Raw genomic sequence first — 24,100 nt, 5'->3', positions numbered from 1 at the left:
GACGCAACGTCCGCCTGTCTTCTGAGCGTAACCCGGGAGGGAGTGGTCCGGGGAACCTTGGGAGGTACATCATGAAATTTCTGACTTGCGCGCTGGCGACCGGCGTCTTCGTTTCGTCTGCCGGCATGGTCGTGGCGGCCTGCGATCCGGGCGAGATCGTCATCAAGTTCAGCCATATCGTCAACACCGACAAGCATCCGAAAGGCATTGCGGCCAATCTGTTGATGGATCGGGTAAACACGGAAATGGACGGCAAGGCCTGTATGGAGATCTATCCGAACGCCACGCTCTACAATGACGATCAGGTGCTTGAGGCGATGTTGCAGGGTGATGTGCAACTGGCCGCGCCCAGTCTGTCGAAATTCGAGACGTTCACGAAACAGTTCCGCATCTTCGATCTGCCCTTCATGTTCAAGAACATCGCCGCGGTGGACGAGTTCCAGAGCTCGGAGACCGGGCAGGCGATGAAAGAAGGCATGGTGCGGCGCGGGCTTTTGGGGCTTGAGTTCTGGCACAACGGGCTGAAACAGATCACGGCGGACCGGCCGGTTCTCTGGCCCTCCGATCTCGAAGGGCTGAAGATGCGGGTGCAGCCCGCCGAGGTGATCATCGAACAGATGAAAGCGCTGAAAGCCAACCCACAGCCGATGGCTTTTCCCGAAGTGTACGGCGCGTTGCAGACCGGCGTGGTGGACGGCCAGCAGAACACCTATTCCAACATCTACGGCCAGAAATTCTTCGAGGTTCAGGACGGGGTGACAGAGACCAATCACCTTCTTCTGGACTATATGGTGGTGACCTCGGTCGATTGGTGGGACAGCCTGCCGGACGATGTGCGCACGCAATTCGCGACGATCCTGCATGAGGTGACCCAGGCGCGCAACGGCGAGTCCGAGCGGGTCAACATGGAGGCGAAACAGGGCATCCTCGACGCCGGTGGCGTGGTGCGCGAACTGACGGATGAACAGCGCGGGGCCTGGGTCGAAGCGATGAAACCGGTCTGGAGCCTGTTCGAGGACGAAGTCGGGGCGGAGAATATCGCTGCGGCGCAGGAGATCAACGCTCGGCATTGAACAGGCTGCGCGGCGCGATCCGGGCCGCGAGAGGCGCCGTGAGTCGAACTGTGCGATTTCCCACACATACGCAATTTTCTTGCGTGCGGAAAATCGCACACTTGCGTGAGATGCATGCCTGCTATGCGTCTTTGCCTTCATGTAACAATCTGAAACCAAATGGTTTTCAAGAAAGTTTCATCTATCTCACAGGAATACTTGTCGGATCGCAGGCGGGTTTGTTTCCTCTGTCGCAGAGTGAAGCGGGTGAAATCCGCCCGATCACCCCACCGACATATGATTTCATGATGGGAGGACAGACATGAAATTCCTGGCTACCGCCGCCACCGCCCTGGCACTTTCCGTGACCGCCACCACCGCTTTCGCCTCCGCGGGCTGCGACGACGGCGAGATGGTGATCAAGTTCAGCCACGTCACCAACACCGACAAGCACCCGAAAGGCATCGCGGCCCAGCTTTTTGCCGATCGCGTGAATGCCGAGATGGACGGCAAGGCCTGTGTCGAGGTCTATCCGAACTCCACGCTCTACAACGATGACCAGGTGCTCGAGGCGATGCTTCAGGGCGACGTTCAGATGGCCGCGCCGTCGCTGTCGAAATTCGAGACCTTCACCAAGCAGTTCCGCATCTTCGACCTGCCGTTCATGTTCAAGAACATGGATGCCGTCGAGGAATTCCAGAATTCCGACGCCGGTCAGGCGATGAAGGAATCGATGGTGCGCCGCGGCCTTCTGGGCCTCGAGTTCTGGCACAACGGCATGAAGCAATTCTCCGCCAACAAACCGCTTCTGGAACCGATGGATGCCGCCGGTCTCAAGTTCCGCGTGATGCCCTCCGACGTGCTCGTCGCCCAGATGGACGCGCTGGACGCCAGCCCGCAGCCGATGGCCTTCTCCGAGGTCTACGGCGCGCTGCAAACCGGTGTCGTGGACGGGCAGGAAAACACCTGGTCCAACACCTACGGCCAGAAGTTCTTCGAAGTGCAGGACGGGGTGACCGAGACCAACCACGGTCTGCTGGACTACATGGTTGTGACCTCCGTCGACTGGTGGGAAGGGCTTGACGCCGACATCCGCGACCAGCTTGCGACCATCCTCCACGAGGTGACCGTCGAGCGCAACGCCGCGATCAACGAGGTCGACGCCGACAACCGTCAGGCGCTTCTCGATGCCGGTGGCGTGATCCGCGAACTGACGCCGGAACAGCGTCAGGACTGGGTCGATGCGATGAAACCCGTCTGGGAGAAATTCACCGATGACGTGGGCGCCGACAACATCGCGCTGGCGCAGGAAATCAACGCCAAGCACTGAGCGCTGATCATCATGGCAGGGTCCCGTCGATGACGATGGGGCCTTGCCTGCATCCGCAATGCCGGATGCCACGGGTCCCCCGGACCCGACAGAGGGACAACAGGGGTCAATCTCCATGACACAATATCAGGACAACCTGCCGAAATCGGCGGTGGCGAAGTTCTTCGACGGGCTCGAGGAAAACGTCATCGCGGCGATCCTTGGCGTGATGACGCTCATCACCTTCGTCAACGTGGTGCTGCGCTACGTGTTCAACCATTCCCTGATCTGGGGCCTCGAAGTGGTGCTGATCCTCTTCGCCTGGCTCGTGCTTCTGGGGATTTCCTACGGGTTCAAGAAGACCTCGCATCTGGGCGTCGACGCGTTGATCAACGTGCTGCCAACGCGGGGGCAGCGGCTCATGGCGGTGCTTTCGGCGCTGGCCTGTCTCGCCTATGCGATGCTCCTGATGAAAGGCGCCTGGGATTACTGGGCCCCCTTTGCCGCGTTGCAGCCGACCGAAGGCCGCTGGTTCCCGCTGGGCTTCACCGAGAACGTGCGCGACCGGGCGTTTTACATCACCGATCAGGTGCCCATGCTCGGCATCTTCCGCTGGCTCGAAGATGCGATCAACTATGGCGACAGCTATGACAAGCTGCCGCGCGTGGTCCCCTATGTCATCATCCCCTTCTCGGCGGCGCTGATGCTTTTGCGCGTGGTGCAGGCCACGATCCGCATTCTGGCGGGCAAACAATCCAGCCTTATCGTGTCCCACGAGGCCGAAGACGAAGTCGAGCGCGTGGCGCACGGCGAATACGAGGAATAATCCCAATGGACGTCGTCTTTCTTTTCGTCATGGTGGTGGGCCTGTTGCTGATCGGTGTGCCGATCGCGGTCTCTCTCGGCCTGTCCTCCATGATCTTCCTGCTGGTGTTCTCCGACACTTCGCTGGCCTCCGTGGCGCAGTCGCTCTATCAGGCCATGGCCGGTCACTACACGCTTCTGGCCATCCCCTTCTTCATCCTCGCCTCGTCGTTCATGTCGACGGGCGGTGTGGCGAAACGCATCGTGCGCTTTGCCATCGCCTGTGTCGGGCATTTCCACGGCGGTCTGGCGATTGCGGGCGTGTTTGCTTGTATGATCTTCGCCGCTCTGTCCGGCTCGTCGCCCGCAACCGTGGTGGCCATCGGCTCCATCGTCATCACGGCGATGCGCCAGATGGGCTATACCAAGGATTTCGCCGCCGGTGTCATCGCCAACGCGGGCACCTTGGGTATTCTGATCCCGCCGTCCATCGTTATGGTGGTCTATGCCTCCGCAACAGACGTCTCCGTCGGGCGGATGTTCCTTGCGGGCGTCATTCCGGGGCTTTTGGCCGGCACCATGCTCATGCTGGCGATCTATGTCATCGCGCGGGTCAAGAACCTGCCGAAAGGCGACTGGGCCGGCTGGAGCGAAATCGGCCGCTCCTTCCGCGAAGCCTTCTGGGGGCTGATGCTCATCGTCATCATCATGGTCGGCATCTACGGCATTCCGGGCATCACCGGTGCGATCTTCACCCCGACCGAAGCCGCCGCCGTGGCCTCCGTCTATGCCTTCCTTGTCGCCTCTTTCATCTACCGCGACATGGGGCCGCTGGCGGATCGCGACGGCACCGGGCCGAAATCCCTTCTGGCGAAACCCTATGCGCTGATCACCGCCTTCTTCCACAAGGACACGCGTCACACGCTGTTCGATGCGGGCAAGCTGACGATCATGCTCATGTTCATCATCGCCAACGCGCTGATCCTGAAACATGTGCTGACCGACGAGCAAATCCCGCAGGAAATCGCCAATGCGATGCTGTCGGCGGGCTTCGGCAAGATCATGTTCCTGATCATGGTCAACGTCATCCTTCTGATCGGTGGCCAGTTCATGGAACCCTCGGGGCTGATCGTGATCGTCGCACCGCTGGTGTTTCCGATTGCCATGGAACTCGGCGTCGATCCGATCCACCTGGGTATCATCATGGTGGTGAACATGGAGATCGGGATGATCACCCCGCCGGTGGGCCTCAACCTCTTCGTGACTTCGGGCGTTGCGGGGATGCCGATGATGGCCGTGGTCCGCGCCGCCCTGCCGTTCCTCGCGATCCTCTTCGTCTTCCTGATCCTCGTCACCTATGTGCCATGGATCTCGACCTACCTGCCCACGACGCTGATGGGGCCGGAGATCATCACGAAGTAAGAGTGTTCGATCTGGACAAGTTTAAGGGGCCTTAGGGCCCCTTTTTCGTCTCCTTTGTGCGCAAAATACTCAAATGAAAACGGCGCACCCGGTTGAGAGGGCGCGCCGTGAGTATTTTGATCAGCAAAGGAAACTCAGTGCCGTGAGGTCAGTTCCGCCAGAGCTTGCAGGCGTTTGAGCGCTTCGCCGGAGGCGATGCTCTCAGACGCGATCTCGACGCCTTCCTTGAGGTTCGCGGCCTTGTCGGCCACCACAAGTGCTGCGGCGGAGTTCATCAGGACCGCATCGCGATACGCGCCGGTTTCGCCCTTGAGCAGGTTCATCATCGCGGCGCCGTTTTCCTCCGGTGTGCCGCCCAGGATGTCCTTGAGCGGGTGAACCGGGAGGCCCGCATCTTCCGGATGGATTTCCATCGAGCCGATCTTGCCATTGTCGAGCGCGGCGACAGATGTCGCGCCGGTGATCGAGACCTCGTCCATGCCGTCGTGACCATAGACCAGCCAGGCTTTCTCGGAGCCGAGCATTTGCAGCGTTTCCGCCATTGGCCAGATCAGGTCGGGGGCGAAAGCGCCGGTGAGCTGGCGTTTGACGCCCGCCGGATTGGTTAGCGGTCCGAGGATGTTGAAGATGGTCTTGCAGCCCAGTTCGACCCGCACGGGGCCGACATATTTCATCGCCGGGTGGTGCATCGGCGCCATCATGAAACCGATGCCGATCTCGTTGATCGCCTCTTCGACCACATCCTTGCCGACCATGACGTTGATGCCGTTGACCGACATGGCATCCGCCGAGCCGGATTTGGAGCTGAGGTTGCGATTGCCGTGTTTGGCAACGGTTACGCCCGCGCCCGCCACGACGAAAGCCGAGGCGGTGGAGATGTTGAGCGTACCGAGCCCGTCGCCGCCGGTGCCGACGATGTCGATCGCGCCCTCGGGGGCGTTCACATGGACACAGTGATCGCGCATGACCTTGGCGGCGGCGGCGTATTCGGAGACGGCCTCGCCGCGTGCCCTGAGCGCCATGAGCAGTCCGCCCATCTGTGCGGGCGTCGCCTCGCCATTGAACAGAAGCTCGAAAGCGGCTTCGGCCTGCGCCCGGCTCAGCGGCCCTTCGGAGGCCGCGAAAATCAGGGGTTTCATCGCATCGCTCATGCCGGTTGGTCCTCTTTCAATTGGTTCAGAAAATTGCGGAACATCTCGTGGCCGTGCTCGGAGCGGATGCTTTCGGGGTGGAATTGCACCCCTTCGATGGGCAGCTCCTTGTGGCGCAGCCCCATGATCGTGCCGTCTTTCAGCTCCGCCGTGATTTCGAGGCAGTCGGGCAGGGTGGCGCGATCCACGACCAGCGAGTGATAGCGCGTGCCCTGAAGCGGCGAGGGCAGGCCTTTGAACACGCCTTTGTCCTCATGGTAGATCTCGCCCATCTTGCCATGGACGATCTCATGACAGCGCACGACATTGCCACCGAAGGCCTCGCCGATGGCCTGATGGCCCAGACAGACGCCAAAGAGTGGGATCTTCGCTTCGGCTGCGGCATGGATGAGCGGCACGCAGATGCCAGCCTCTGTCGGCGTTTTCGGCCCGGGCGACAAAACGATGCCGGAAGGGCGCAGCGCCATGGCCTCCTGCACGTTCAGCGCGTCATTGCGGACCACATTGGCCTGCCACCCGATCTCGCCGATGTAATGCACGAGATTATAGGTGAAACTGTCGTAGTTATCGATCAGAAGCAGCATGGTCGCAGTCCTTTACGTGCGTGCAAACGCCGGAAATCAAGCCACCCGGGCGCGGTGTTTCGCACGCCGGGCGGCAAAGCGCTCAAAGGGGGATGATCCCGCCTTTAAGCCGGGTTATACATGTTCACAAGGGCTGCAGAGGGTCAAGGGGATGCCTTGGCTTTCACGCGGTTGAAAAGGGCCGCAAAGGCGGTGTGCAACAGGCAAGGAGTGCGCAATGGGGCGTGGAGTTCTGACAGGGGTGATCTGGGGGGCGATCGTGGGGTTCGGCATCCTGACACTCGCCAATGAAATCGCCGCTCCGGTCAACCTGACGCCCGTACCTGCGCCCGCCGTGACGGAAAATCTGCCAGACGCGCCGGAAGCCGGGGCAGAACGCGCGACAGAGCGCAGCACAGAGGTGACGCCCGATGCGCCCGCCGCCGATCCGCATCGCGCCGAAGCGCAGCCTGAGATGCAGGCGCCGGAAGGGACGGAACTCCGCCCGGAGGTGTCCGAGCAAGCGGCCGAGGCCCCGGCGATCACCGTGCCTGAGGCGCTCGAAACTCCCGAGGCCGGAGAGATGGGCGCGGTCGTGAGCACGCCAAGCGATCCGGTCCTGACACCGCCGCAGGCTATGGCGCCGGAAGCCTCCGCGCCTGAGGCCTTGCCCTCTGCCGAGGAGGCTCTTCCGGAGGCGGCCCCGCTGCCCGAGGGGACGGATGTCGCACCCGAAGCGCCGGAGACGCCTGAGGTCGGCACAGAGACGGCCACGCCGGAGATCATGCTCGACGGGGTCGACATGGAACCTGCCCCGAACGCCGCGCTCGAAGAGGGACCGGCCACGGCGGTGATGCCCGGCCATCAGGCTGGCAGTTTCACCGACCGCGCGGACAGCCGCGTTTCCTCTCGCCTGCCGTCGATTTCCGGCTCTTCGACTTCGCAAGCCGAGGCGAGTGCCCCGGTGGTGATCGCCGACGATTTGCCCGCCCTTCTGGCCTATTCCGCCAATTACACCGCCACCCCGCCGGGGCCGGTGATGAGCGTGATCCTGATGGACATTGGGGAGCTTGGCCCGGAGGACAAGACGCTTGCGAACCTGCCGTTCCCGGTGAGCTTCGCGGTCGATGCGCTGGCCCGACAGGCCGGAGAGCGCGCCATGGCCTATCGTGACAAGGGGCTCGAAGTGATGGCGATGATCGGTCTGCCCGAAGGTGCGACGCCGCAGGATGCCGCCGTGACGTTGTCGCAGGCCGCCGAACTGGTGCCGGTCTCCATCGGTTTTCTTGATGTGCCTTCTGGCACGTTCCAGACGTCGCGTCAGGTCGCGGCTCAGGTGGTCGCGACCGCGCAGGACAGCGGGCGGGGTCTTGTGACCTTCCCGCGCGGGCTGAACGCGATGGAACAGGAAGCACAGCGCGCCAAGGCACCCGCGGCCCTCGTATTCCGCGATCTCGACGGGCAGGGGCAGGATGTGGCGGCGATCAAGCGCTTCCTCGATCAGGCGGCATTTCAGGCGGGCACCGGCAAGACCGTGGTGCTTTTGGGGCGCTCACGCCAAGAGACGCTACAGGCGCTTGCGGAATGGTCGCTGGGCAACCGCGCCGCGACCGTAACCATGGTGCCGCTGTCCTATCTTTTGAGCCGCACGCCCCTGTAAATCCGTCTCTTGCCTCGCCGCGCTGCGGCGGGGGCGATGCTTGACAGGGTGCGACATTTTGTCCTCTCTGTGAGGCAGACCGGGCGGCAAGTCCGGCAGGGAGGACATTTCAATGACAGATATGACGGCGGTGGCCGCAGCCCCGTTGCCCTATGTGGCACGTTTGACGCTTGCCGATCTCGGTGCCGCGCTTCGGGAAGGATGGCGGGATTTTCGGCGCGCGCCCGGTTTCGGCTGTTTCTTCGCGGGGATTTATGTGCTGATCGGGCTCGGCTTTGTGATCTTCGGCGCGGGGACGGTGCTCTGGACCTTCGCGGTCTCTCTGGCCTTCCCGATGTTCGCGCCCTTCGCTGCCGTCGGACTTTACGAGGTGTCGCGCCGGATGGAGCGTGGCGAGCCGCTGGACTGGCGCAAGATCCTCGGTTCGGTGGCCGCCGAACGCGACCGGCAAATCCCCTGGATGGGGGCGATCATCGTCATCTATGTGCTGTTCTGGTCCTTCCTCGCCCATATGATCTTCGCGCTTTTCATGGGGCTGTCGGTGATGACCAATATCAGCTCCTCCTACGAGGTCTTCCTGACCCGCAACGGGCTGATGATGATCGCGGTCGAACTGGGCGTTGGCGGGGTTCTGGCCTTTGTACTGTTCTCACTGACGGTCACCTCCTTGCCGCATCTCCTGGAGCGCGAGGTCGATTTCGTTACCGCCATGCTCTGTTCGCTCCGGGTGGTGCGGGAGAACCTGTTCGTCATGCTGGTCTGGGCCGCGCTGATCGCTGGGTTGACCTTTCTGGCGATGCTGCCGCTGTTTCTCGGGCTGTTCGTGGCGCTGCCGGTCTTTGGCCACGCAACGTGGCATCTCTATCGCCGGGCGCTTGTCTGATCAGCGCCGCGCGGTGAGCATCAACAGCACGCCGGTGCCGACGATGACCGCGCCGCCGATCAGTTCAAACGCATCCGGGCGTTCGCCAAACACCAGCGCACCGAGGATCATCGCAAACAAAAGGCGCACATAGCGAAACGGTGTGACCACCGACAGCTCGCCCATGCGCATCGCCATGGTCAAAGCGGTATAGGCGCCGACCCCGACCGCCACGGCAAGGCCAAGCGCGGCCAGATCGGGCAGCCTGGGCAGGAGCCAGCCGCCGCTCCAAAGCGTGAGCGCCAGACCGGAGAGCACGAGCGCGGCAAAGCCGGTCAGCCCGAGCTGGGCATAGGACAACACCGCGGGGGCGGCGCGGGTGGCGAGATCGCGCCCGGCAAAGCCGATCATGCCGAGAACAGCGAGGATGGAGAGCGGGGTAAACCCGTCGAGACCGGGGCGGATCACCAAAAGCACGCCGACAAAGCCAAGCGCGATCAAGGCCCAGCGGCCCAAAGTAACCCGCTCGTGAAAGAGCGCCACACCGGCGGCGGCCACCACCAGAGGCGTGGCTTGCAGAATGGCGGAGGTGGTGGAAAGCGCGGTGAGCGCCAGCGACAGGGTGAAGAACACCCGTCCCATGACCTCGAACACCGCGCGGATCAGCATCACGCGTTCGGCCATCACCGGATGGATCAGCCGCTCGCGCCGTCGCGCGGTCAGCACGGCAAAGATCGCCATGCCGCCTGTGCCGAAGAGGGTGAGCACCTGACCGACGGGCAAATGCGCGGTGACGGTTTTGATCGCCATGTCCTCGAGCGAAAACAGGAACATGGCGAGCACCATCAGCAGCGCGCCCTTGAGATTGCCCGCTTTCAGGGCCGTTGGGTCCGTTGACAGGGACATGGGTTAAACGTCGGTGCCGTCGGGAAAATCATCCGGCCCGAGCACCTGCATCTCCGCATCGGGGGGCAGGGAGGTGACGACTTCGAGCACATGGTTCAGCGCCACGACGCAGTAGTGATAGAGCGGAATGCGGTCATCCTCCCAATGCAGCCCCTGCTTGACGTGGCGCAGGAAAACGGCGGAGGGGTTCTCGCGAAACAGGCTGGCGTGGCTTTCCGCCGTCTCCGGATCGCTGCTCATCTGGCTCTCGTCGGTGATCTTGAAGGACACGTATTCGTCGAACCGAAGCGTGAAGCGGCGCGATCCGGGGCGCACTTCGATGGCCGAGACCGGCCCCAGGATGTCGTCGATCACCGAACTGCCGGTCTGGGCGGGCCCCGGTTCGCCGGGGACGCCCTCGTCGAAAATCGCGGTCAGGCGGCGTTCGTCGAACCGTCCCATGCGAAAATCCGAAAGATAGAGATTGGCGACTTTTTCAAGCTGGCGCAGGGCTTCGGCGGGCATGGGGACTCCGGGTTGTCTCTTCCCACGATGGCGGAGGCGGCGGGGCGGTTCAAGCATGAAAAAAGGCGGCCCGAAGACCACCTTTCGCATTCTCGTGCCGGAAGGCTTATTCGCCTTTGGCGGCTGCGGTCGCTTTCGACACGGCGGCAGAGGTCTGCGCCGCCGCGGGCGCAGCCGACGGGGCCTGTTTCGCGCCGGTGGCGAGCGGATCGTCGGCCCGTTGGACGGAGCCTTCGAAATGCGCACCGCTCTCGATGGCGATGGTTTTGTGGATGATGTCGCCTTCGACCTTCGCGGTCGAGGTCAGGCGGACTTTCAGACCGCGCACGCGGCCCACGATGCGACCGTTCACCACGACGTCATCGGCGATCACTTCGCCGCGGATCGTGGCGCTTTCGCCGACGGTCAGCAGGTGCGCGCGGATGTCGCCCTCGACCGTACCTTCGATCTGGATGTCGCCGGTGGTCTTGAGATTGCCCACGACGGTGAGGTCGGAGGACAGCACCGAAGCTGCGGGCTTCGGTTTCGCGGACGTGGCCGCATAGTCGGGCACAGGCGTCTTCGGCAGAGGGGGCTTCGTGGCCGCCGCCTCGGGTTTCTTCGCGTCATCGCCCTGTTTCGGGCCCGGTTCGTTGATTCTGCTTTTAGAAAACATCGTTGGCAGCCTTAATATAAGTCATCGGATCGACGGCCTTGCCCTGGACACGGATTTCATAGTGAAGATGCGTGCCGGTCGAGCGGCCGGAATTTCCCATAGCACCGATTTGTTCGCCGCGCGAGACCCTTTGCCCGACTTTCACGAGAATTTGGGACTGGTGGCCATAGCGGGTTTCGATGCCGAATTCGTGCTGGATCTTGACGAGACGCCCGTAGCCCGATTGCCAGCCCGCGAAGGTCACGACACCATCTGCGGTGGCATAAAGCGGGGTGCCGTAGGCGGCGGCGAAGTCCTGTCCCTCATGCATCCGGCCCCAGCGCGGCCCGAAGGGAGAGGTCATGCGGAACGCGTCTTTCAGCGGCAGGGCGAAGGGGGCTTTCTGGGCGGCGATGCGGTAGAGATTGAGCCGGTCCATCTTGTCGATGATCGCATTGGCGCGCATCGAATCCGGGTCGATCATGCCGCCCTTGGTGGAGAATGTGATCGGTGTGAGGGGGCCGCCCTGACCGGAGTAGCCCTTTTTCACTGTGGCGATCAGGTGCTCGGGGTCCATGCCGGCGGATTTGAACATCTTGTCCAGAGGCGCGACGGAAATTGTCACCGCATCTTCGAGCTGGGTGAAGATCCGGTCGTTCTTTTCTTCCATCAGCTTGATATCGGTCTCCAGATTGTCGGCCATCTGAAGGGCACGGCTGGCGGAAACCACCATCTCGTCGCGTTCGGCAGCGGTATCGGCCAGCGCTGCGGCCAGCACGTCGACCGTGGCCTCGACCTCTTCGGCGCTCATGCCATTGGCCGCCGCCGTGCCGCCGTCGCGTTGGGCGATGAGCTGGGCCTTGTCGGCCTCGGCGGCATCGCGATCCTTGAGCGCGCGGCGCAGGTTGGTCTGCACCACGTCGACGCCTTTTTCCAGCTCGCGCACCCGCTCTTCGGAGGCGAGAAGCTGGCTCTGCATGTCGGAGATTTGCGCGAGCGCGGTGTTGAACCGGGCCTGAGCGGCGGCGGCTTCTTCGGCGCGCATGTCGCGTTCATGGGCCAGTTCCGCCACGCGGGTCTCGAACAGGACCAGATCGCGGCTCGATTGTTCGCGCAGATTGCCGGAGCCGATGCTGTCCATCAGGAGGATCGCCGTGGCAATGATCATCCAGGTCGCGAACACCGTGGACCCGGTGATGGCCACCACTTGGGTGAGGGGCGTGATCCGCAGATACCGCGTGTCGTTGTCGGACCGCAGAAACACCCGACGCTCGGGGAATCTGCGCTCAAGCAGGTGATTGAGCTTTCTGATCATCGTCTTGTCGTTGCCGTTCTCTTATCCCGTTCCCTCGACCCGCTTTGCACCATGTACTCTCGGACGGGAGCGTGTCGCACCCGGCCTGAAACAAAGGACGATCCGTCTCATGCGGAGCTTCATGTCCGTCACTCGAAAGCGGTTGCCCCCTGTTAGCGAAGCGGGACCAAAGGGGCAACTTTTTTGCCTCCTCGGAGGTTGGATGCGGGGGATTCCAGCCGGAAAGCTCAGGATGTGGGCGGTTTTTCGCCGATGTTAGCGGTCACGCCGCGGTGCGTCTGTGAGGGGCTGCGACGGGCTGCCGCAGGCCGCGCGCCACGCCGTGGGTGTCAACTCCAGGCAGGCGGCAGTTCATCGGCCAGGGGCCAGTAGAAATCCGGCGGCAGTCCGGCCTCGGCGCGCTTTTCATCGTTGAACGGCGGTTTGGTGCCGCCAGGGAAATAGCGCCGGATCAGGCCGTGGAATTCGTCTTTCGGATCGAGCCCCTGTCGGCCGCAGAGGAAGTTGAACCACTTCGCGCCATAGGCGACATGGCCGACCTCCTCGGCATAGATCACTTCGAGGGCTGCGACCGTTTCCGGGTCCTTGGCGTTTTGAAAGATCTTGATCATCCCCGGCGTCACATCGAGCCCGCGTGCCTCCAACACCATGGGTACGACCGCGAGGCGGCTCATGATGTCCTCCGCCGTGTCCTCGGCGGCGCGCCACATCCCGGCATGGGCGGGCAGATCGCCGTAAAACGACCCCATCGCCTCCAAGCGGTCACAGACCAGATTGAAATGCTTGCTTTCTTCATCGGCCGATTTCACCCAGTCGTCGTAAAATCCGGGCGGCATGTCGATATCGGTAAAGCGGGCGACGATGTCCCAGTGCAAATCGACGGCATTCAGTTCGATATGTGCAATGGCATGCAGGATCGCCTTGCGCCCCTCGGGGCTTCCGGGCTTGCGTTTGGGCACGTCGCGCGGAGCCAAAAGTTCGGGTTTTGCGGGGCGGGCGGGTTGCATCGGCGGATAGGCCGTGCCGAGCGGGATCGGAGCCCCGGCGGCACGGCTTTCGCGCCACATCGCGGCGTAGCGATGCGACAGTGCGGTCTTTTCCCGGCCATCGGCGGTGCGCAGCACCTCTTCGGCCATGCCTGCAAGCGTCAGTGTCATTGTGCGTGGCTCATGCCCTGGCGGCCTCGAGCACATCGGCCGCATGGCCCGCAACCTTGACCTTGTCCCAGACCTGCGCGACCTTGCCGGTCTCGTCGATCAGCACGGTCGACCGCACGATGCCCATATAGGTCTTGCCGTAGTTCTTTTTTTCCTGCCAGACACCGTAATCCTCGCAGACCGTGCCAGCCTCATCGGACAAGAGCGGGATGCCGAGGGAATGCTTGGCGCAGAAATTCTCGTGTTTCTTCACGGAATCCTTGGAAATTCCGAAGACCGCGACACCGGCGGCGGCGAACTCGTCCTTGAGCGCGGTGAAATCCAGCGCTTCGGTGGTGCAGCCGGGGGTGTTGTCCTTTGGGTAGAAATACAGCACCACCTGCTGGCCGCGCAGCGCCGACAGGGTGACACTGTCGCCGCCATCGCGGGGCAAGGTGAAATCGGGGGCCATGGTTCCGGCGTCGATCATGGTGTTTTCCTCTCATCAGGCATTCGTGGGTTGCACAGGATGTTGCACAGGGAGTTGCAATGCGCTTGGCTTTCGTTTTAGGCCGCATTGCGACAAGATGAAACCGACAGTCGTCGTCGCAAGACGACCCGCAGGAAAATCAACGAGCCGATTTTGTCCGACGAGACCGAAAACCACGCCGCAGAGCCGCCGGGCACGCCCGAACAGCCTAAGCGCAAGCCCTTGAAGACCCATCACAAGATCGGGATCTGGACGGGTGCGCTGATGCTGGTCATTGTGCTGTTTGCGGGTCTGGCGGTTTTGGCCTTCACCGGGCGGGTGGTCACCTTCCCCGAGGCTCTGACCGCGCGGATCGAGGCCGGGATCAACCACAAGCTCGACGGGCCGCAGGTCTCCATCGGCCAGATCGACGCCGTGGTCGATCGCAATTTCGTGCCGCGTGTGACCGCCCGCAATGTCGGCATCATCGACGCCTCCGGGGCGGAAATCGGGCGGCTCAACAGCTTGCGTGCGGTGCTGTCGAAAGAGGCGCTGAAGTCGGGGCGGCTGCAACCCGACACGCTGCGGCTCTCGGGGGCGCAGATTACCGTGCGGCGGCGTGCCGATGGCACATTCGCGCTCGATTTCGGCGGTGCGCAGGGGGTGGCCGGGTCGGGCATCGAAGTGCTCGAAGCCATCGACACCGCCTTCTCCAGGGCACCGCTTTCGGATATCTCCCGGGTTGAGGCCCGCGAGATCACCGTGACGCTCGAGGATGCGCATTCAGGGCGGATCTGGCAGGCGACGGATGCCGGGATCGTCCTGAAAAACACAGGCCAACTGCTTGATATGGCGCTCGATTTCGAACTGTTCAACGGCACGGAAGAGCTGTCGCGCATCGCGCTTGGTTTCGCCTCCGCCAAGGGCTCTCTGGCGACGACGATTTCGCTCGACATGGAGCGCGCGCCGACCCGCGATTTCGCGCTGCAAAGCCCGGCGCTGTCGTTTCTCTCGGTGGTCGATGCCCCGCTGTCGGCCTCGATGCGCGCCGAGATCGACGGACAGGGGCAACTGTCGCAATACACCGGCACGCTGGCGATTGCGCCGGGGCGGATCGTGGCGGGCGAGGGCGCGGAGCCGATCGCCTTCGAGGGCGCGCGCGGCTATTTCGATTACGACCCGAAACGCGAGCGGATCGACTTTCCCGAGCTGCGGCTTACCACCGATGCGCTGGAGATGACCGGGCGGGGGCATGTGCTTCTGGGCGATTTCGAAAACAACTGGCCGCAGAGTTTCACCGGGCAATGGCAGTTTTCCGAACTCAAGGTGTCGCCCGAAGGGATGTTCGACGCGCCTTTGGTGTTCGATCAGGCCATGGTCGACGCAAGGCTGAGGCTGGCCCCCTTCCGGCTTGATGTCGGTCAGATAGATCTGGGACAGACGACGCCCGAGGGCGACCTCTGGCTGCGCGGCAAGGGCCGGGCGGAAGTCACGCCAGACGGATGGCAGGCGGGGCTCGATCTGTCGGTCGACAAGATCAGCATCGTGCAGCTTCTGGCGCTCTGGCCGCCTGCCGCCGTGTCCAAGACCCGGGACTGGATGGCGGAAAACATTCGGAGTGCGACCTATCGCGATCTCGACCTCGCGCTGCGGTTCAACCCGGGGCAAAGCCAGCCGGTGCTGGCGCTCGACTGGGATTTCGAGGATCTTGATCTGCGCTTCATGAAAAGCCAGCCGCCGGTCGAGGACGGGTCGGGGCATGGGGCGATTTTCGGGCCTGCGATGGCGATCACCATGGCGGGCGGCGCGATCACCGCCCCGTCGGGCGGGGCGATCGAGGTGGCGGGCACCACCCTGCGCATCCCGGATATTTACGCCAAACCGGCGCGGATCGAGATCGGGCTTGCGACCCGCTCCAGCATCGAGGCGGGAATGGCACTGATGGCGGAACCGCCGTTCTCGGTGCTGAAAGAAGCGAGTTTTGGCCCGGATGTGGCGAAGGGGCAGGCGGAGCTGCACGGCCGGATCGCCCTGCCGTTGATTCAGAAGGTGATGCCGTCGGATGTGAATTACCTGCTGAACGGGGTGTTGAGCGACGTGTCTTCCGACCAGCTCATGCCCGGACAGGTGCTCTCCTCTGATCAGTTGCGGTTGACGGTGGACCCGTCGGGGCTTTCGGTCGCGGGCGAGGCGCGCATCGGCACGGCGCAGATGGCGGGGCAGTGGCGCAAGGCCTTCGGGCCGGAGAATCGCGGCAAATCCGACATGACGGGACGGGCGCGGATCAACCAGGCGCTGCTCGACACCTTCGGCATCGCATTGCCCGCGGGCATGGTGGCGGGAGAGAGCTGGGGTGATCTCTCGGTTGCCCTGCGCCAGGGGCAACCGCCGACATTCGCACTCATCTCCGATCTCTCGGGGCTGCGCCTGTCCTTTGCGCCTCTCGGATGGGGCAAACCGGCGGGGACCAAGGGGCTTCTGAGCCTTGAGGGCAGGGCGGGGACGCAGCCGGAGATCACGGCCCTGACGCTCAAGGGCGCGGGGCTCGAAGCCACGGAGGGACGGCTCACGCTGACCACGGGCGGGCAGTTCGACCGGCTGGCCTTTGGGCGCGTGCGCTTGGGGAGCTGGCTCGATGTCCCTGCGGTGTTGATCGGGCAGGGCAAGGGCAACCCCGTGAAAGTGGCGATCACCGGCGGGACGCTGAACCTGCCACGGGCCACATTCGGCGGCTCCGGTGCGGGCGCGCTTTCGGGGGCCGCTGTGCCAATCGAGGTGCAACTCGACCGGCTGCGGATCGCTGAAGCGCAGGACCTTACGGGGTTCTCCGCGCGGCTGTCGGCCGGGGCGGGCGGCCTGACCGGATCGTTTCGCGGCCTGCTCAATGGCACGGGGCCGCTCACAGGAACCGTGAGTCCGGGCCCCTACGGCCCCACGATCACCGCCAGTTCGCAAGACGCGGGGGCTGTGGTGCAGGCCTCGGGCCTTCTGGAACGTGCTGCAGGCGGGACGCTGAGCATCGGTCTCACGGCGTTGGCGGAAAAAGGCAGTTACGACGGGCGGGTGGTGGTCGGTGACATCCGGGTGCTCTCCGCGCCTTCTTTGGCGGAATTGCTTTCGGCGGTGTCGGTCGTGGGGCTGATCGAGCAGATGACGGGCGGCGGCGGTATCCTGTTTTCCCATGTGCAAAGCGACTTCACCATGAAGCCCGGCCGGCTGACGGTGCGGGGCGGCACGGCGGAAGGGCCCTCCCTTGGCATTTCCATGGAAGGCCTCTATGACAGCGCCGCCGGGACGGTGGATTTGCAGGGCGTGGTGTCGCCGGTCTATTTCCTCAATGCGCTGGGCCAGGTCGTATCGCGCAAGGGGGAGGGTCTGTTCGGCTTTACCTACACGCTCACCGGTCCTGCGAAACATCCGGCGGTCGGGGTCAACCCGCTGTCCCTTCTCACCCCGGGCGCGTTGCGGGATATCTTCCGCAAGAAACCCGCCGGGGACCAATAGTGCGACCACAAGCTCTGAGGCGTTCCATGAAACTGTCCGATTTCGATTTCGAACTGCCCGAGGGGCTGATTGCAACCCGTCCCGCCAAGCCGCGCTCGTCCGCGCGTCTTTTGGTGGCGACGCCGACGCGGATCGTGGACGGGCATGTGACGGATCTTCTGGAGTGGTTCCGCCCCGGCGACCGTCTGGTCCTGAATGACACCAAGGTGCTACCCGCACGCCTGACGGGCAAGCGGGGGCGCGATACGGCACAGGGTTGGCAGGAGGCGAAGATCGAGGTCACGCTTCTGGAGCCGCAGGCCACGCCGGGCCAGTGGCGAACGCTGATCAAGCCGTTGAAAAAGATCAGGGAGGGCGAGGAGGTCCGGTTTTCCGACGATCTCGCGGCCAGGCTGATTGCGAAGGAAGACGGTGAGGCGGTGGTGGAATTCAATCTCACAGGAGAGGATTTCGACCGGGCGCTGAATGCGGCGGGGTCGATGCCGCTGCCACCCTATATCGAGGCGAAACGCAAGGCGGACCAGCAGGACAAGACGGATTATCAGACAGTCTGGGCCAGGAACCTCGGTGCCGTCGCGGCGCCCACCGCGTCGCTGCATTTCGACCAACCGCTCCTGAAGGCGCTGGCCGACAAAGGCGTCGAATTCACCTATGTGACCCTGCATGTCGGGGCGGGGACCTTCCTGCCGGTCAAGGTCGATGACGTGTCGCAGCACAAGATGCATTCAGAATGGGGCGAGGTTTCCGAAGGTGCGGCCATCGAGATCAACACCACCAAACAGCGTGGCGGGCGAGTGATTCCTGTGGGCACCACGGCGCTGCGACTCATCGAGAGTGCGGCGCCCGCGCCCGGTGTGATCGCACCGTTTCTGGGCGAGACCGATATTTTCATCAAGCCGGGCTATGAGTTTCGTGTCGCCGATGCGCTGATGACGAATTTCCACCTGCCGAAGTCGACGCTGATGATGCTTGTCTCGGCGATGATGGGCCGGGAGCGGATCAGGCAGGTCTACGATCATGCCATTGCCGAGGGCTATCGTTTCTTCTCCTATGGCGATGCATCCCTGTTGTTGCCGCAGGAGCCGTGAGACGGGTCTTTGCCGAGCTTCGGCCCCTTCTCAAAGCGTTAACCTTAATCTGATTAACCTTAACGCGACCATCCGCCCGATCCGGGCCCGGGACGGACATCACCGTTCCCGCGCCCGGGTGGTTTCCCCCTTCACCGAATCCCCCTAGGCTCTCCCCATGCGTTACGTTCTTGCCAATACTTCGCCTCTGCTGCTCGGCATTCTCCTTCTGATGATCGGCAACGGGCTTCAGGGCACGCTGCTCGGTGTGCGCGGCGTTGCCGAAGGGTTTTCGACGCTGGAAATCTCCATCGTCATGTCCGGTTATTTCGCGGGCTTCCTGGGCGGCTCGCAGGCCGCGCCCCTGCTGATCCGCCGGGTCGGGCATGTGCGGGTCTTCGCGGCGCTGGCCTCGTTCATCTCGGCGGCGCTCATCCTGTTTCCGGTGGTGACCAATCCTTGGGTCTGGACCGCGCTGCGGATCGTGTTGGGGTTCTGTTTCTCCGGCGTCTATGTGACGGCGGAGAGCTGGCTCAACAATGCGACGACCAACGAGATGCGCGGCAAGGTGCTGTCGGCCTATATGCTGGTGCAAACCCTCGGTATCATCCTGGCGCAATGGATTCTGGCGCAGGGCGATCCGTCGGGCTTCGTCCTCTTCATTATCCCATCCGTGCTGGTGTCGATCTCATTCGCGCCGATCCTGTTGTCGGTCGCGCCCACCCCGGCCTTCGAAACCACCAAACCGATGACCTTGCGCCAGTTGTTCAGGGCATCGCCACTCGGCTGTGTCGGCATGTTCCTCATGGGCGGTGTCTTCGCCTCGCAAATGGCCATGGCGGCGGTATACGGCGGGCAGGCCGCCTTCAACCTGTCGCAAATCTCCATGTTCGTGGCTGCGATCTACCTCGGGGCGCTGGTGTTCCAGTTGCCGATCGGCTGGCTGTCTGACCATTCCGATCGCCGCAAGGTCATCTTTGCTGCGGCGGGTGTCGGGGCGCTGGCCTGCGTTCTGGGCGCGATGTTCGCGGGCACATATATTCTCGTGCTGGTCGCAGGCTTCGTGGCGGGGGGCATGTCGAGCCCGCTTTATTCCCTGTTGATTGCGCATACCAACGATTACCTCGCGCCCGAGGATATGGCGGCCTCCTCCGGCGGGTTGATCTTCATCAACGGTGTCGGTGCCGTGGGGGGGCCGCTCATTGCCGGTTGGCTGATGAGCGTGACCGGGCCACGGGGATACTGGCTGTTCCAGATCGTGCTGATGGCCGGTGTGGCGCTTTATGCGCTCTGGCGGATGACGCGTCGTCCGGCGATCGCGGTCGAAGACAGCGCAAGCTATGTTCCGGTGATGCCTTCGACCACGCCGGTCGCGGCCGAAGTGGCACAGGAAGTGGCCATAGAACGGGCGGAAGAGGGCGCTTCTGATGTTCATGAGCAACATTTGACAAAGTGACGCGGTGTCTCCGATAATGAACTTGCTTTGTGCTTTGGTCTTTGTAACGGTTTCGTAAAGGCAAGCCGTCGAAAGGAGCGAGGCTGATGGCGCACACACAGACCGAAGCACAGGACACCGCGATCGGGGGGCAAGAAAAAAACCCGGAACAAATTCTGGCCTTCTGGCTCGATGAGCTGAGCCCGGCGGATTGGTATCGGGTGGATGACGCGCTCGATCAGACGATCCGGGACGCGTTCCTCGTCACTTGGCAGAACGCGCAGGAAGGGGCCTATTCGCTCTGGCTCACCTACCCGTCGGGGGCGCTGGCCTATATCATCCTGAACGATCAGATGTCGCGCAACATGTTCCGGGGAACGGGGCGGGCCTTTGCCTCCGACCGGGCGGCGCTGGCGGCGGCGAAGGCGGCGTTGGACAAGGGGTGGGATCTGCGGATCGACGCACCCGCGCGGCAGTTCTTCTATCTGCCGCTGATGCATTCCGAATGCCTGACCGATCAGGAACGCTGCGTGCGGCTGATGTTCGAACGTCTCAAGGGCGAAGCGGGCAACCTGCTGCATGCCCGTGCGCATCGCGAGGTGATCCGTCTGTTCGGGCGTTTCCCCTATCGCAACGCGGCGCTGTCGCGGGCCACGACGGAAAGCGAACAGGCATTCCTGAGCCGGGGTGGCTATCCGGCACTGCTGCGCGAAATGGACCCTGTGGCGGCCTGATCCCTGATTTACAAGGGAAATTTACAAAGGAAACCCCAAGTTATGCGTTTCCCGCTCAAGCTATGCGTTGAGCGGGATGCAGCCTTTCGCTTGCGAAGTTCTGCCGGTCGTTGCTCCGACTCCCAAGATAGTTTAGCGTCAAACTAATTTGTGCTGCCTGCCGGTTTTCGGACCGGGGCGGAGCGCTCTAAACTGGTTTCGGGAGGATTCCTCATGTCAGACACATCATTCGACCTCGTGGTCATCGGCGCCGGCCCTGGTGGCTATGTTGCGGCCATTCGTGCGGCGCAGCTTGGCCTCAAGGTCGCCTGTGTCGAGCGCGAAAACCTTGGCGGGATTTGTCTGAACTGGGGCTGCATTCCGACCAAGGCGCTGTTGCGCTCGGCGGAAGTCTATCACCAGATGCACCGCGCCAAGGAATTCGGTCTGTCGGCGGGGGACATCGGCTTTGATCTCGACGCCATCGTCAAGCGCTCGCGCGGGGTCGCGGCGCAGATGAACGGCGGCATCAAGACCCTGTTCAAAAAGAACAAAGTCACCGCGATCATGGGCGAGGCCAAGCTCGCGGGCAAAGGCAAGGTCGAGGTCAAAACCGACAAGGGCACCGAGACTTTGACCGCCAAAAACATCATCGTCGCCACCGGCGCGCGGGCGCGTGAGCTGCCGGGGCTGGAGGCCGACGGCGATCTGGTCTGGACCTACCGCCACGCTCTGGTGCCGACGCGGATGCCGAAGAAGTTGCTGGTCATCGGATCGGGCGCAATCGGCATTGAATTCGCGAGCTTTTACAACACTTTGGGCGCCGACACGACGGTCGTCGAGGTGATGGATCGCGTGCTGCCGGTCGAAGACAAAGACATCTCCGCCTTCGCCAAAAAACAGTTCGAAAAGCAGGGGATGAAGATCCTGCAAAAGACGACCGTGAAGAAACTCGACCGTGCAAAAGGCAAGGTCACCGCGCATTTTGAAGCCGACGGCAAAGTCACCACCGAAGAGTTCGACACGGTGATTTCCGCGGTCGGCATCGTCGGCAATGTCGAAGGGCTTGGCCTTGAGGAGGCGGGCGTGAAAATCGACCGCACGCATGTCGTGACCGACGAATTCTGCCGCACGGGTGTCGACGGTTTGTTCGCCATTGGCGACATCGCGGGCGCGCCCTGGCTGGCGCATAAAGCGTCGCACGAAGGCGTCATGGTGGCCGAGCTGATCGCGGGCCTCCACCCGCATCCGATCAAGCCGAACTCGATCGCGGGCTGCACCTATTGCCACCCGCAAGTGGCCTCTGTGGGGCTGACGGAAGACAAGGCGAAAGAGGCGGGTTACGAGATCAAGGTCGGCAAATTTCCCTTTATCGGCAACGGCAAAGCGGTCGCGATGGGGGAGGCCGAGGGTCTGGTGAAAACCGTGTTCGACGCCAAGACGGGCGAGCTTTTGGGCGCGCATATGGTGGGCGCCGAGGTGACGGAAATGATCCAGGGCTATGTGATCGGGCGGACGTTGGAGACGACGGAAGAAGAGCTGATGAACACGGTCTTCCCGCACCCGACGATGTCGGAAATGATGCATGAGGCGGTGCTGGCGGCTTACGGTCGGGCGCTGCATATTTGAGGGATTTGTCCTCTGGAGCATAAGCTCATTGCAACAGAATGATTTTATCGAAATCGGCCGTGCTTACGGTGCGGCCGATGTTGCCTTGATCGAGAGCGCCTTCGAAGGCGCCGGTATTCCGCTTTTTGTCCTACATCGCCAGGTACATCTTGTCGCCTCGCAACATGCCGTGGCGTTCGGAGGTATGCCGATCTGTGTCTTGCCTTCGGATCGGGACGCCGCTGTGGCTCTTTTGTCAGAGATCGTGCCGGTGCATCGCTGCCGATTGCGTTGGGCCGCCATGGTCTTGTTTCTCCTGGCCTGTCTGAGCTTTGGAACTGCCGTACCGATGCCGATCAACGGCACATTTCCGCGCTATCGCGTGCGACAGGAGGCTCCGGGCGACGCCTAAGATTGTGCGCGACAAGGCCGCTTTTCCGCACAGGCTAATCCATTCATGCATCAATATATGTGATGGGTGATATTATCTGCGCCCCTCTTGTGCAGAAATGAAGGTCATGTAATCTGACCTGCATGACGGATTGGGATTCTCTTCGATATATTCTCGCGGTGGCGCGTGAGGGCGGGCTTTCGGGCGCCGCCCGCATCCTTGGTGTGAACCATGCCACCGTGTCGCGACAACTCGCCAAGGCGGAGGATGCCGCCGGTGTGCGCTTCTTCACGCGACTGGCCTCCGGGCTTCAGCCGACGGAAGCGGGGCAGGTCGCCATCGCCCATGCCGAAGAGGTCGAGGCGCGCATGGTGGCGCTCGATATGGCTTTGGCGGCACGGGACGAGACCGAGGAAGGCGAGCTGAAAATCACCATCCCGCCGCTGATGGCGGAAGATCATTTCGCCGAAGATATCAAGGAATTCAAGGCGCTACACCCGGGGATCGACATTCACCTTCTGGGCGCGACCGAAGTTCTGAACCTGCACCGCCGCGAGGCCGATGTGGCGATCCGGGTGACGCAATCGCCGGAAGAAAGCCTCTGGGGGCGCATGGTCACGCCGCAGCGCGCCGGCTGGTTCGCCTCGCCCGCCTTCATCGAGCAGTACCGCGCGACGATCGAGCGTCAGGACACGGACACCCCGTTGCCCTATATCGCCTTCTCGACCTGGCTGAATTCCGCACCGGCGGGGCTGTTTTCCGATTTGCCGCCAGCACGCGCTGCGCTCAAGACCGATGACATGGTCTCGGCCATGTCTCTGGCGCGGCAGGGCATGGGCATGGTGCGGACCTCGCATCTTCTCGGCTCCTGCGATCCGCATCTGGAGCGTGTACCGGGCCTGCCGCTGAGCGATCACACGCCGATCTGGGTTCTGACCCATCCGGATCTGCGTCATGTGCCGCGGGTGACAGAGTTCATGCGTTTCATCGCCGGGCGGTTTACCGCGCGTCGGGCGCTCTACATGGGGCCGGACAAGACGTCCGCCAACACCGCGACGCGCGGCGATGGTGCAAAGCTTGAGGGCACGATGTCGGCGACGGTGGAATAAAAAAGCGGCCTGGGAAGGGCCGCTTCTTTCTTGCCATGTGGTGTGTTTCAGACGTTGTGCAGCTCGCCGCCGCCGGACACCCAGTTGTGCAGCCCCCCGAGGTTCTGCACATCCTCATGCCCCAGGGATTTCAACAGGCGCACCCCGCCCGAAGACCGCGCCCCGGAGGCGCAATAGAGCACTTTCGTGGTCTTGGTGTCCTTCATCTCCGGCAGGCAGGAAGGTGAATTCGGATCGCATTTCGCCTTCAGATCCTGCAACGGAATATGCAGCGCGCCTTTCGCGGTGCCGGACATATGCAGCTCCATGGTGTCACGCACGTCCACGAGCACGGTGGTGCCTTTGGCCATGCCGGCCTTGACCTCTTCGACGGAGATTTTCGAGCCGCCGCCAAACAATCCAAACATGTCAGCTTTCCTTCGCAGTCATTTCTTGTTGATTGCGCCTGTTCTAGGCAGAGGTCAATGGGATGTCTGTGATGAAATC

General features: G+C 62.8%; 22 protein-coding genes. 13 read left to right on the top strand and 9 right to left on the bottom strand.

Going from position 1 to position 24,100, the window contains the following annotated elements; translation table 11 throughout:
- Nucleotides 1–71: 71 nt before the first annotated feature.
- The 4 genes from CEW89_RS06875 to CEW89_RS06860 all read left to right on the top strand — a co-directional run bounded on the left by CEW89_RS06875 (nt 72) and on the right by CEW89_RS06860 (nt 4,587).
- On the top strand, nt 72–1,073 hold the full coding sequence (locus CEW89_RS06875; RefSeq protein ID WP_096805395.1) for a DctP family TRAP transporter solute-binding subunit: 1,002 nt from the start codon (nt 72–74) through the stop codon (nt 1,071–1,073).
- 301 nt (nt 1,074–1,374) lie between these two features.
- On the top strand, nt 1,375–2,382 hold the full coding sequence (locus CEW89_RS06870) for a DctP family TRAP transporter solute-binding subunit (protein ID WP_066703774.1): 1,008 nt from the start codon (nt 1,375–1,377) through the stop codon (nt 2,380–2,382).
- Between the two features lie 115 nt (nt 2,383–2,497).
- Entirely contained in the window at nt 2,498–3,187 is a 690-nt protein-coding gene (locus CEW89_RS06865) for a TRAP transporter small permease (protein ID WP_066703771.1), read from the top strand.
- 5 nt (nt 3,188–3,192) lie between these two features.
- A complete protein-coding gene (locus CEW89_RS06860; RefSeq protein ID WP_096805394.1) occupies nt 3,193–4,587 on the top strand; it encodes a TRAP transporter large permease in 1,395 nt (464 codons plus the stop codon).
- Between the two features lie 134 nt (nt 4,588–4,721).
- Here CEW89_RS06860 and trpD read toward each other — a convergent pair whose 3' ends face one another.
- Both trpD and CEW89_RS06850 read right to left on the bottom strand, forming a co-directional pair.
- Nucleotides 4,722–5,738 (bottom strand): anthranilate phosphoribosyltransferase, encoded by a 1,017-nt coding sequence (gene trpD / locus CEW89_RS06855; RefSeq protein WP_096805393.1) that lies wholly within the window; start codon nt 5,736–5,738, stop codon nt 4,722–4,724.
- Nucleotides 5,735–6,322 (bottom strand): anthranilate synthase component II, encoded by a 588-nt coding sequence (locus tag CEW89_RS06850; protein WP_096805392.1) that lies wholly within the window; start codon nt 6,320–6,322, stop codon nt 5,735–5,737. Before CEW89_RS06850 ends, trpD begins: the two co-directional genes overlap by 4 nt.
- Nucleotides 6,323–6,539: 217 nt before the next feature.
- Between CEW89_RS06850 and CEW89_RS06845 the strand changes: the two genes are divergently transcribed.
- Complete coding sequence (locus tag CEW89_RS06845; RefSeq protein WP_096805391.1) at nt 6,540–7,961, top strand: divergent polysaccharide deacetylase family protein; 1,422 nt, start codon at nt 6,540–6,542, stop codon at nt 7,959–7,961.
- 112 nt (nt 7,962–8,073) lie between these two features.
- Nucleotides 8,074–8,844 carry a DUF2189 domain-containing protein gene (locus CEW89_RS06840; RefSeq protein ID WP_096805390.1) on the top strand — a complete coding sequence of 257 codons (771 nt, stop codon included), beginning with the start codon at nt 8,074–8,076 and terminating at the stop codon, nt 8,842–8,844.
- On the opposite strand, the gene CEW89_RS06835 is transcribed toward CEW89_RS06840, so the two are convergent.
- The 6 genes from CEW89_RS06835 to bcp form a co-directional block, all read right to left on the bottom strand.
- Complete coding sequence (locus tag CEW89_RS06835) at nt 8,845–9,729, bottom strand: DMT family transporter (protein ID WP_096805389.1); 885 nt, start codon at nt 9,727–9,729, stop codon at nt 8,845–8,847.
- A gap of 3 nt (nt 9,730–9,732) precedes the next feature.
- Complete coding sequence (locus CEW89_RS06830; protein WP_096805388.1) at nt 9,733–10,233, bottom strand: hypothetical protein; 501 nt, start codon at nt 10,231–10,233, stop codon at nt 9,733–9,735.
- Nucleotides 10,234–10,339: 106 nt separating this feature from the next.
- A complete protein-coding gene (locus tag CEW89_RS06825) occupies nt 10,340–10,888 on the bottom strand; it encodes a bactofilin family protein (RefSeq protein WP_096805387.1) in 549 nt (182 codons plus the stop codon).
- Nucleotides 10,878–12,182 (bottom strand): M23 family metallopeptidase, encoded by a 1,305-nt coding sequence (locus CEW89_RS06820; protein WP_096805386.1) that lies wholly within the window; start codon nt 12,180–12,182, stop codon nt 10,878–10,880. Before CEW89_RS06820 ends, CEW89_RS06825 begins: the two co-directional genes overlap by 11 nt.
- Before the next feature lie 329 nt (nt 12,183–12,511).
- Nucleotides 12,512–13,339 (bottom strand): ferritin-like domain-containing protein, encoded by an 828-nt coding sequence (locus CEW89_RS06815; RefSeq protein ID WP_096805385.1) that lies wholly within the window; start codon nt 13,337–13,339, stop codon nt 12,512–12,514.
- Between the two features lie 10 nt (nt 13,340–13,349).
- Nucleotides 13,350–13,808 (bottom strand): thioredoxin-dependent thiol peroxidase, encoded by a 459-nt coding sequence (gene bcp / locus CEW89_RS06810; RefSeq protein WP_096805384.1) that lies wholly within the window; start codon nt 13,806–13,808, stop codon nt 13,350–13,352.
- A 153-nt stretch (nt 13,809–13,961) separates the two neighbouring features.
- Here bcp and CEW89_RS06805 point away from each other — a divergent pair, with 153 nt between their 5' ends.
- The 7 genes from CEW89_RS06805 (at nt 13,962) to CEW89_RS06775 (ending at nt 23,614) form a co-directional block, all read left to right on the top strand.
- Nucleotides 13,962–17,291 carry a YhdP family protein gene (locus CEW89_RS06805; protein WP_096805383.1) on the top strand — a complete coding sequence of 1,110 codons (3,330 nt, stop codon included), beginning with the start codon at nt 13,962–13,964 and terminating at the stop codon, nt 17,289–17,291.
- 26 nt (nt 17,292–17,317) lie between these two features.
- Nucleotides 17,318–18,379 carry a tRNA preQ1(34) S-adenosylmethionine ribosyltransferase-isomerase QueA gene (gene queA / locus CEW89_RS06800; protein ID WP_066703724.1) on the top strand — a complete coding sequence of 354 codons (1,062 nt, stop codon included), beginning with the start codon at nt 17,318–17,320 and terminating at the stop codon, nt 18,377–18,379.
- Between the two features lie 157 nt (nt 18,380–18,536).
- A complete protein-coding gene (locus tag CEW89_RS06795) occupies nt 18,537–19,814 on the top strand; it encodes an MFS transporter (protein ID WP_096805382.1) in 1,278 nt (425 codons plus the stop codon).
- Nucleotides 19,815–19,900: 86 nt separating this feature from the next.
- Nucleotides 19,901–20,527 carry a DUF924 family protein gene (locus CEW89_RS06790; protein WP_096805381.1) on the top strand — a complete coding sequence of 209 codons (627 nt, stop codon included), beginning with the start codon at nt 19,901–19,903 and terminating at the stop codon, nt 20,525–20,527.
- A gap of 213 nt (nt 20,528–20,740) precedes the next feature.
- Nucleotides 20,741–22,135 carry a dihydrolipoyl dehydrogenase gene (gene lpdA / locus CEW89_RS06785; protein ID WP_066703715.1) on the top strand — a complete coding sequence of 465 codons (1,395 nt, stop codon included), beginning with the start codon at nt 20,741–20,743 and terminating at the stop codon, nt 22,133–22,135.
- Between the two features lie 28 nt (nt 22,136–22,163).
- Nucleotides 22,164–22,526, top strand: a complete 363-nt coding sequence (locus CEW89_RS06780) for a hypothetical protein (protein ID WP_066709076.1) — start codon at nt 22,164–22,166, stop codon at nt 22,524–22,526.
- 122 nt (nt 22,527–22,648) lie between these two features.
- Nucleotides 22,649–23,614 carry a LysR family transcriptional regulator gene (locus CEW89_RS06775; protein WP_066709074.1) on the top strand — a complete coding sequence of 322 codons (966 nt, stop codon included), beginning with the start codon at nt 22,649–22,651 and terminating at the stop codon, nt 23,612–23,614.
- Nucleotides 23,615–23,661: 47 nt separating this feature from the next.
- Here CEW89_RS06775 and CEW89_RS06770 read toward each other — a convergent pair whose 3' ends face one another.
- Nucleotides 23,662–24,021: a rhodanese-like domain-containing protein gene (locus tag CEW89_RS06770; RefSeq protein WP_066709072.1), complete on the bottom strand. Its 360-nt coding sequence runs from the start codon at nt 24,019–24,021 to the stop codon at nt 23,662–23,664.
- Nucleotides 24,022–24,100: the final 79 nt, after the last annotated feature.

The organism is Celeribacter ethanolicus (assembly GCF_002407265.1).
Classification (GTDB): domain Bacteria; phylum Pseudomonadota; class Alphaproteobacteria; order Rhodobacterales; family Rhodobacteraceae; genus Celeribacter; species Celeribacter ethanolicus.
Note: the sequence above shows the minus strand (reverse complement) of the source record. Positions and strands in the feature narration are given on the sequence as shown.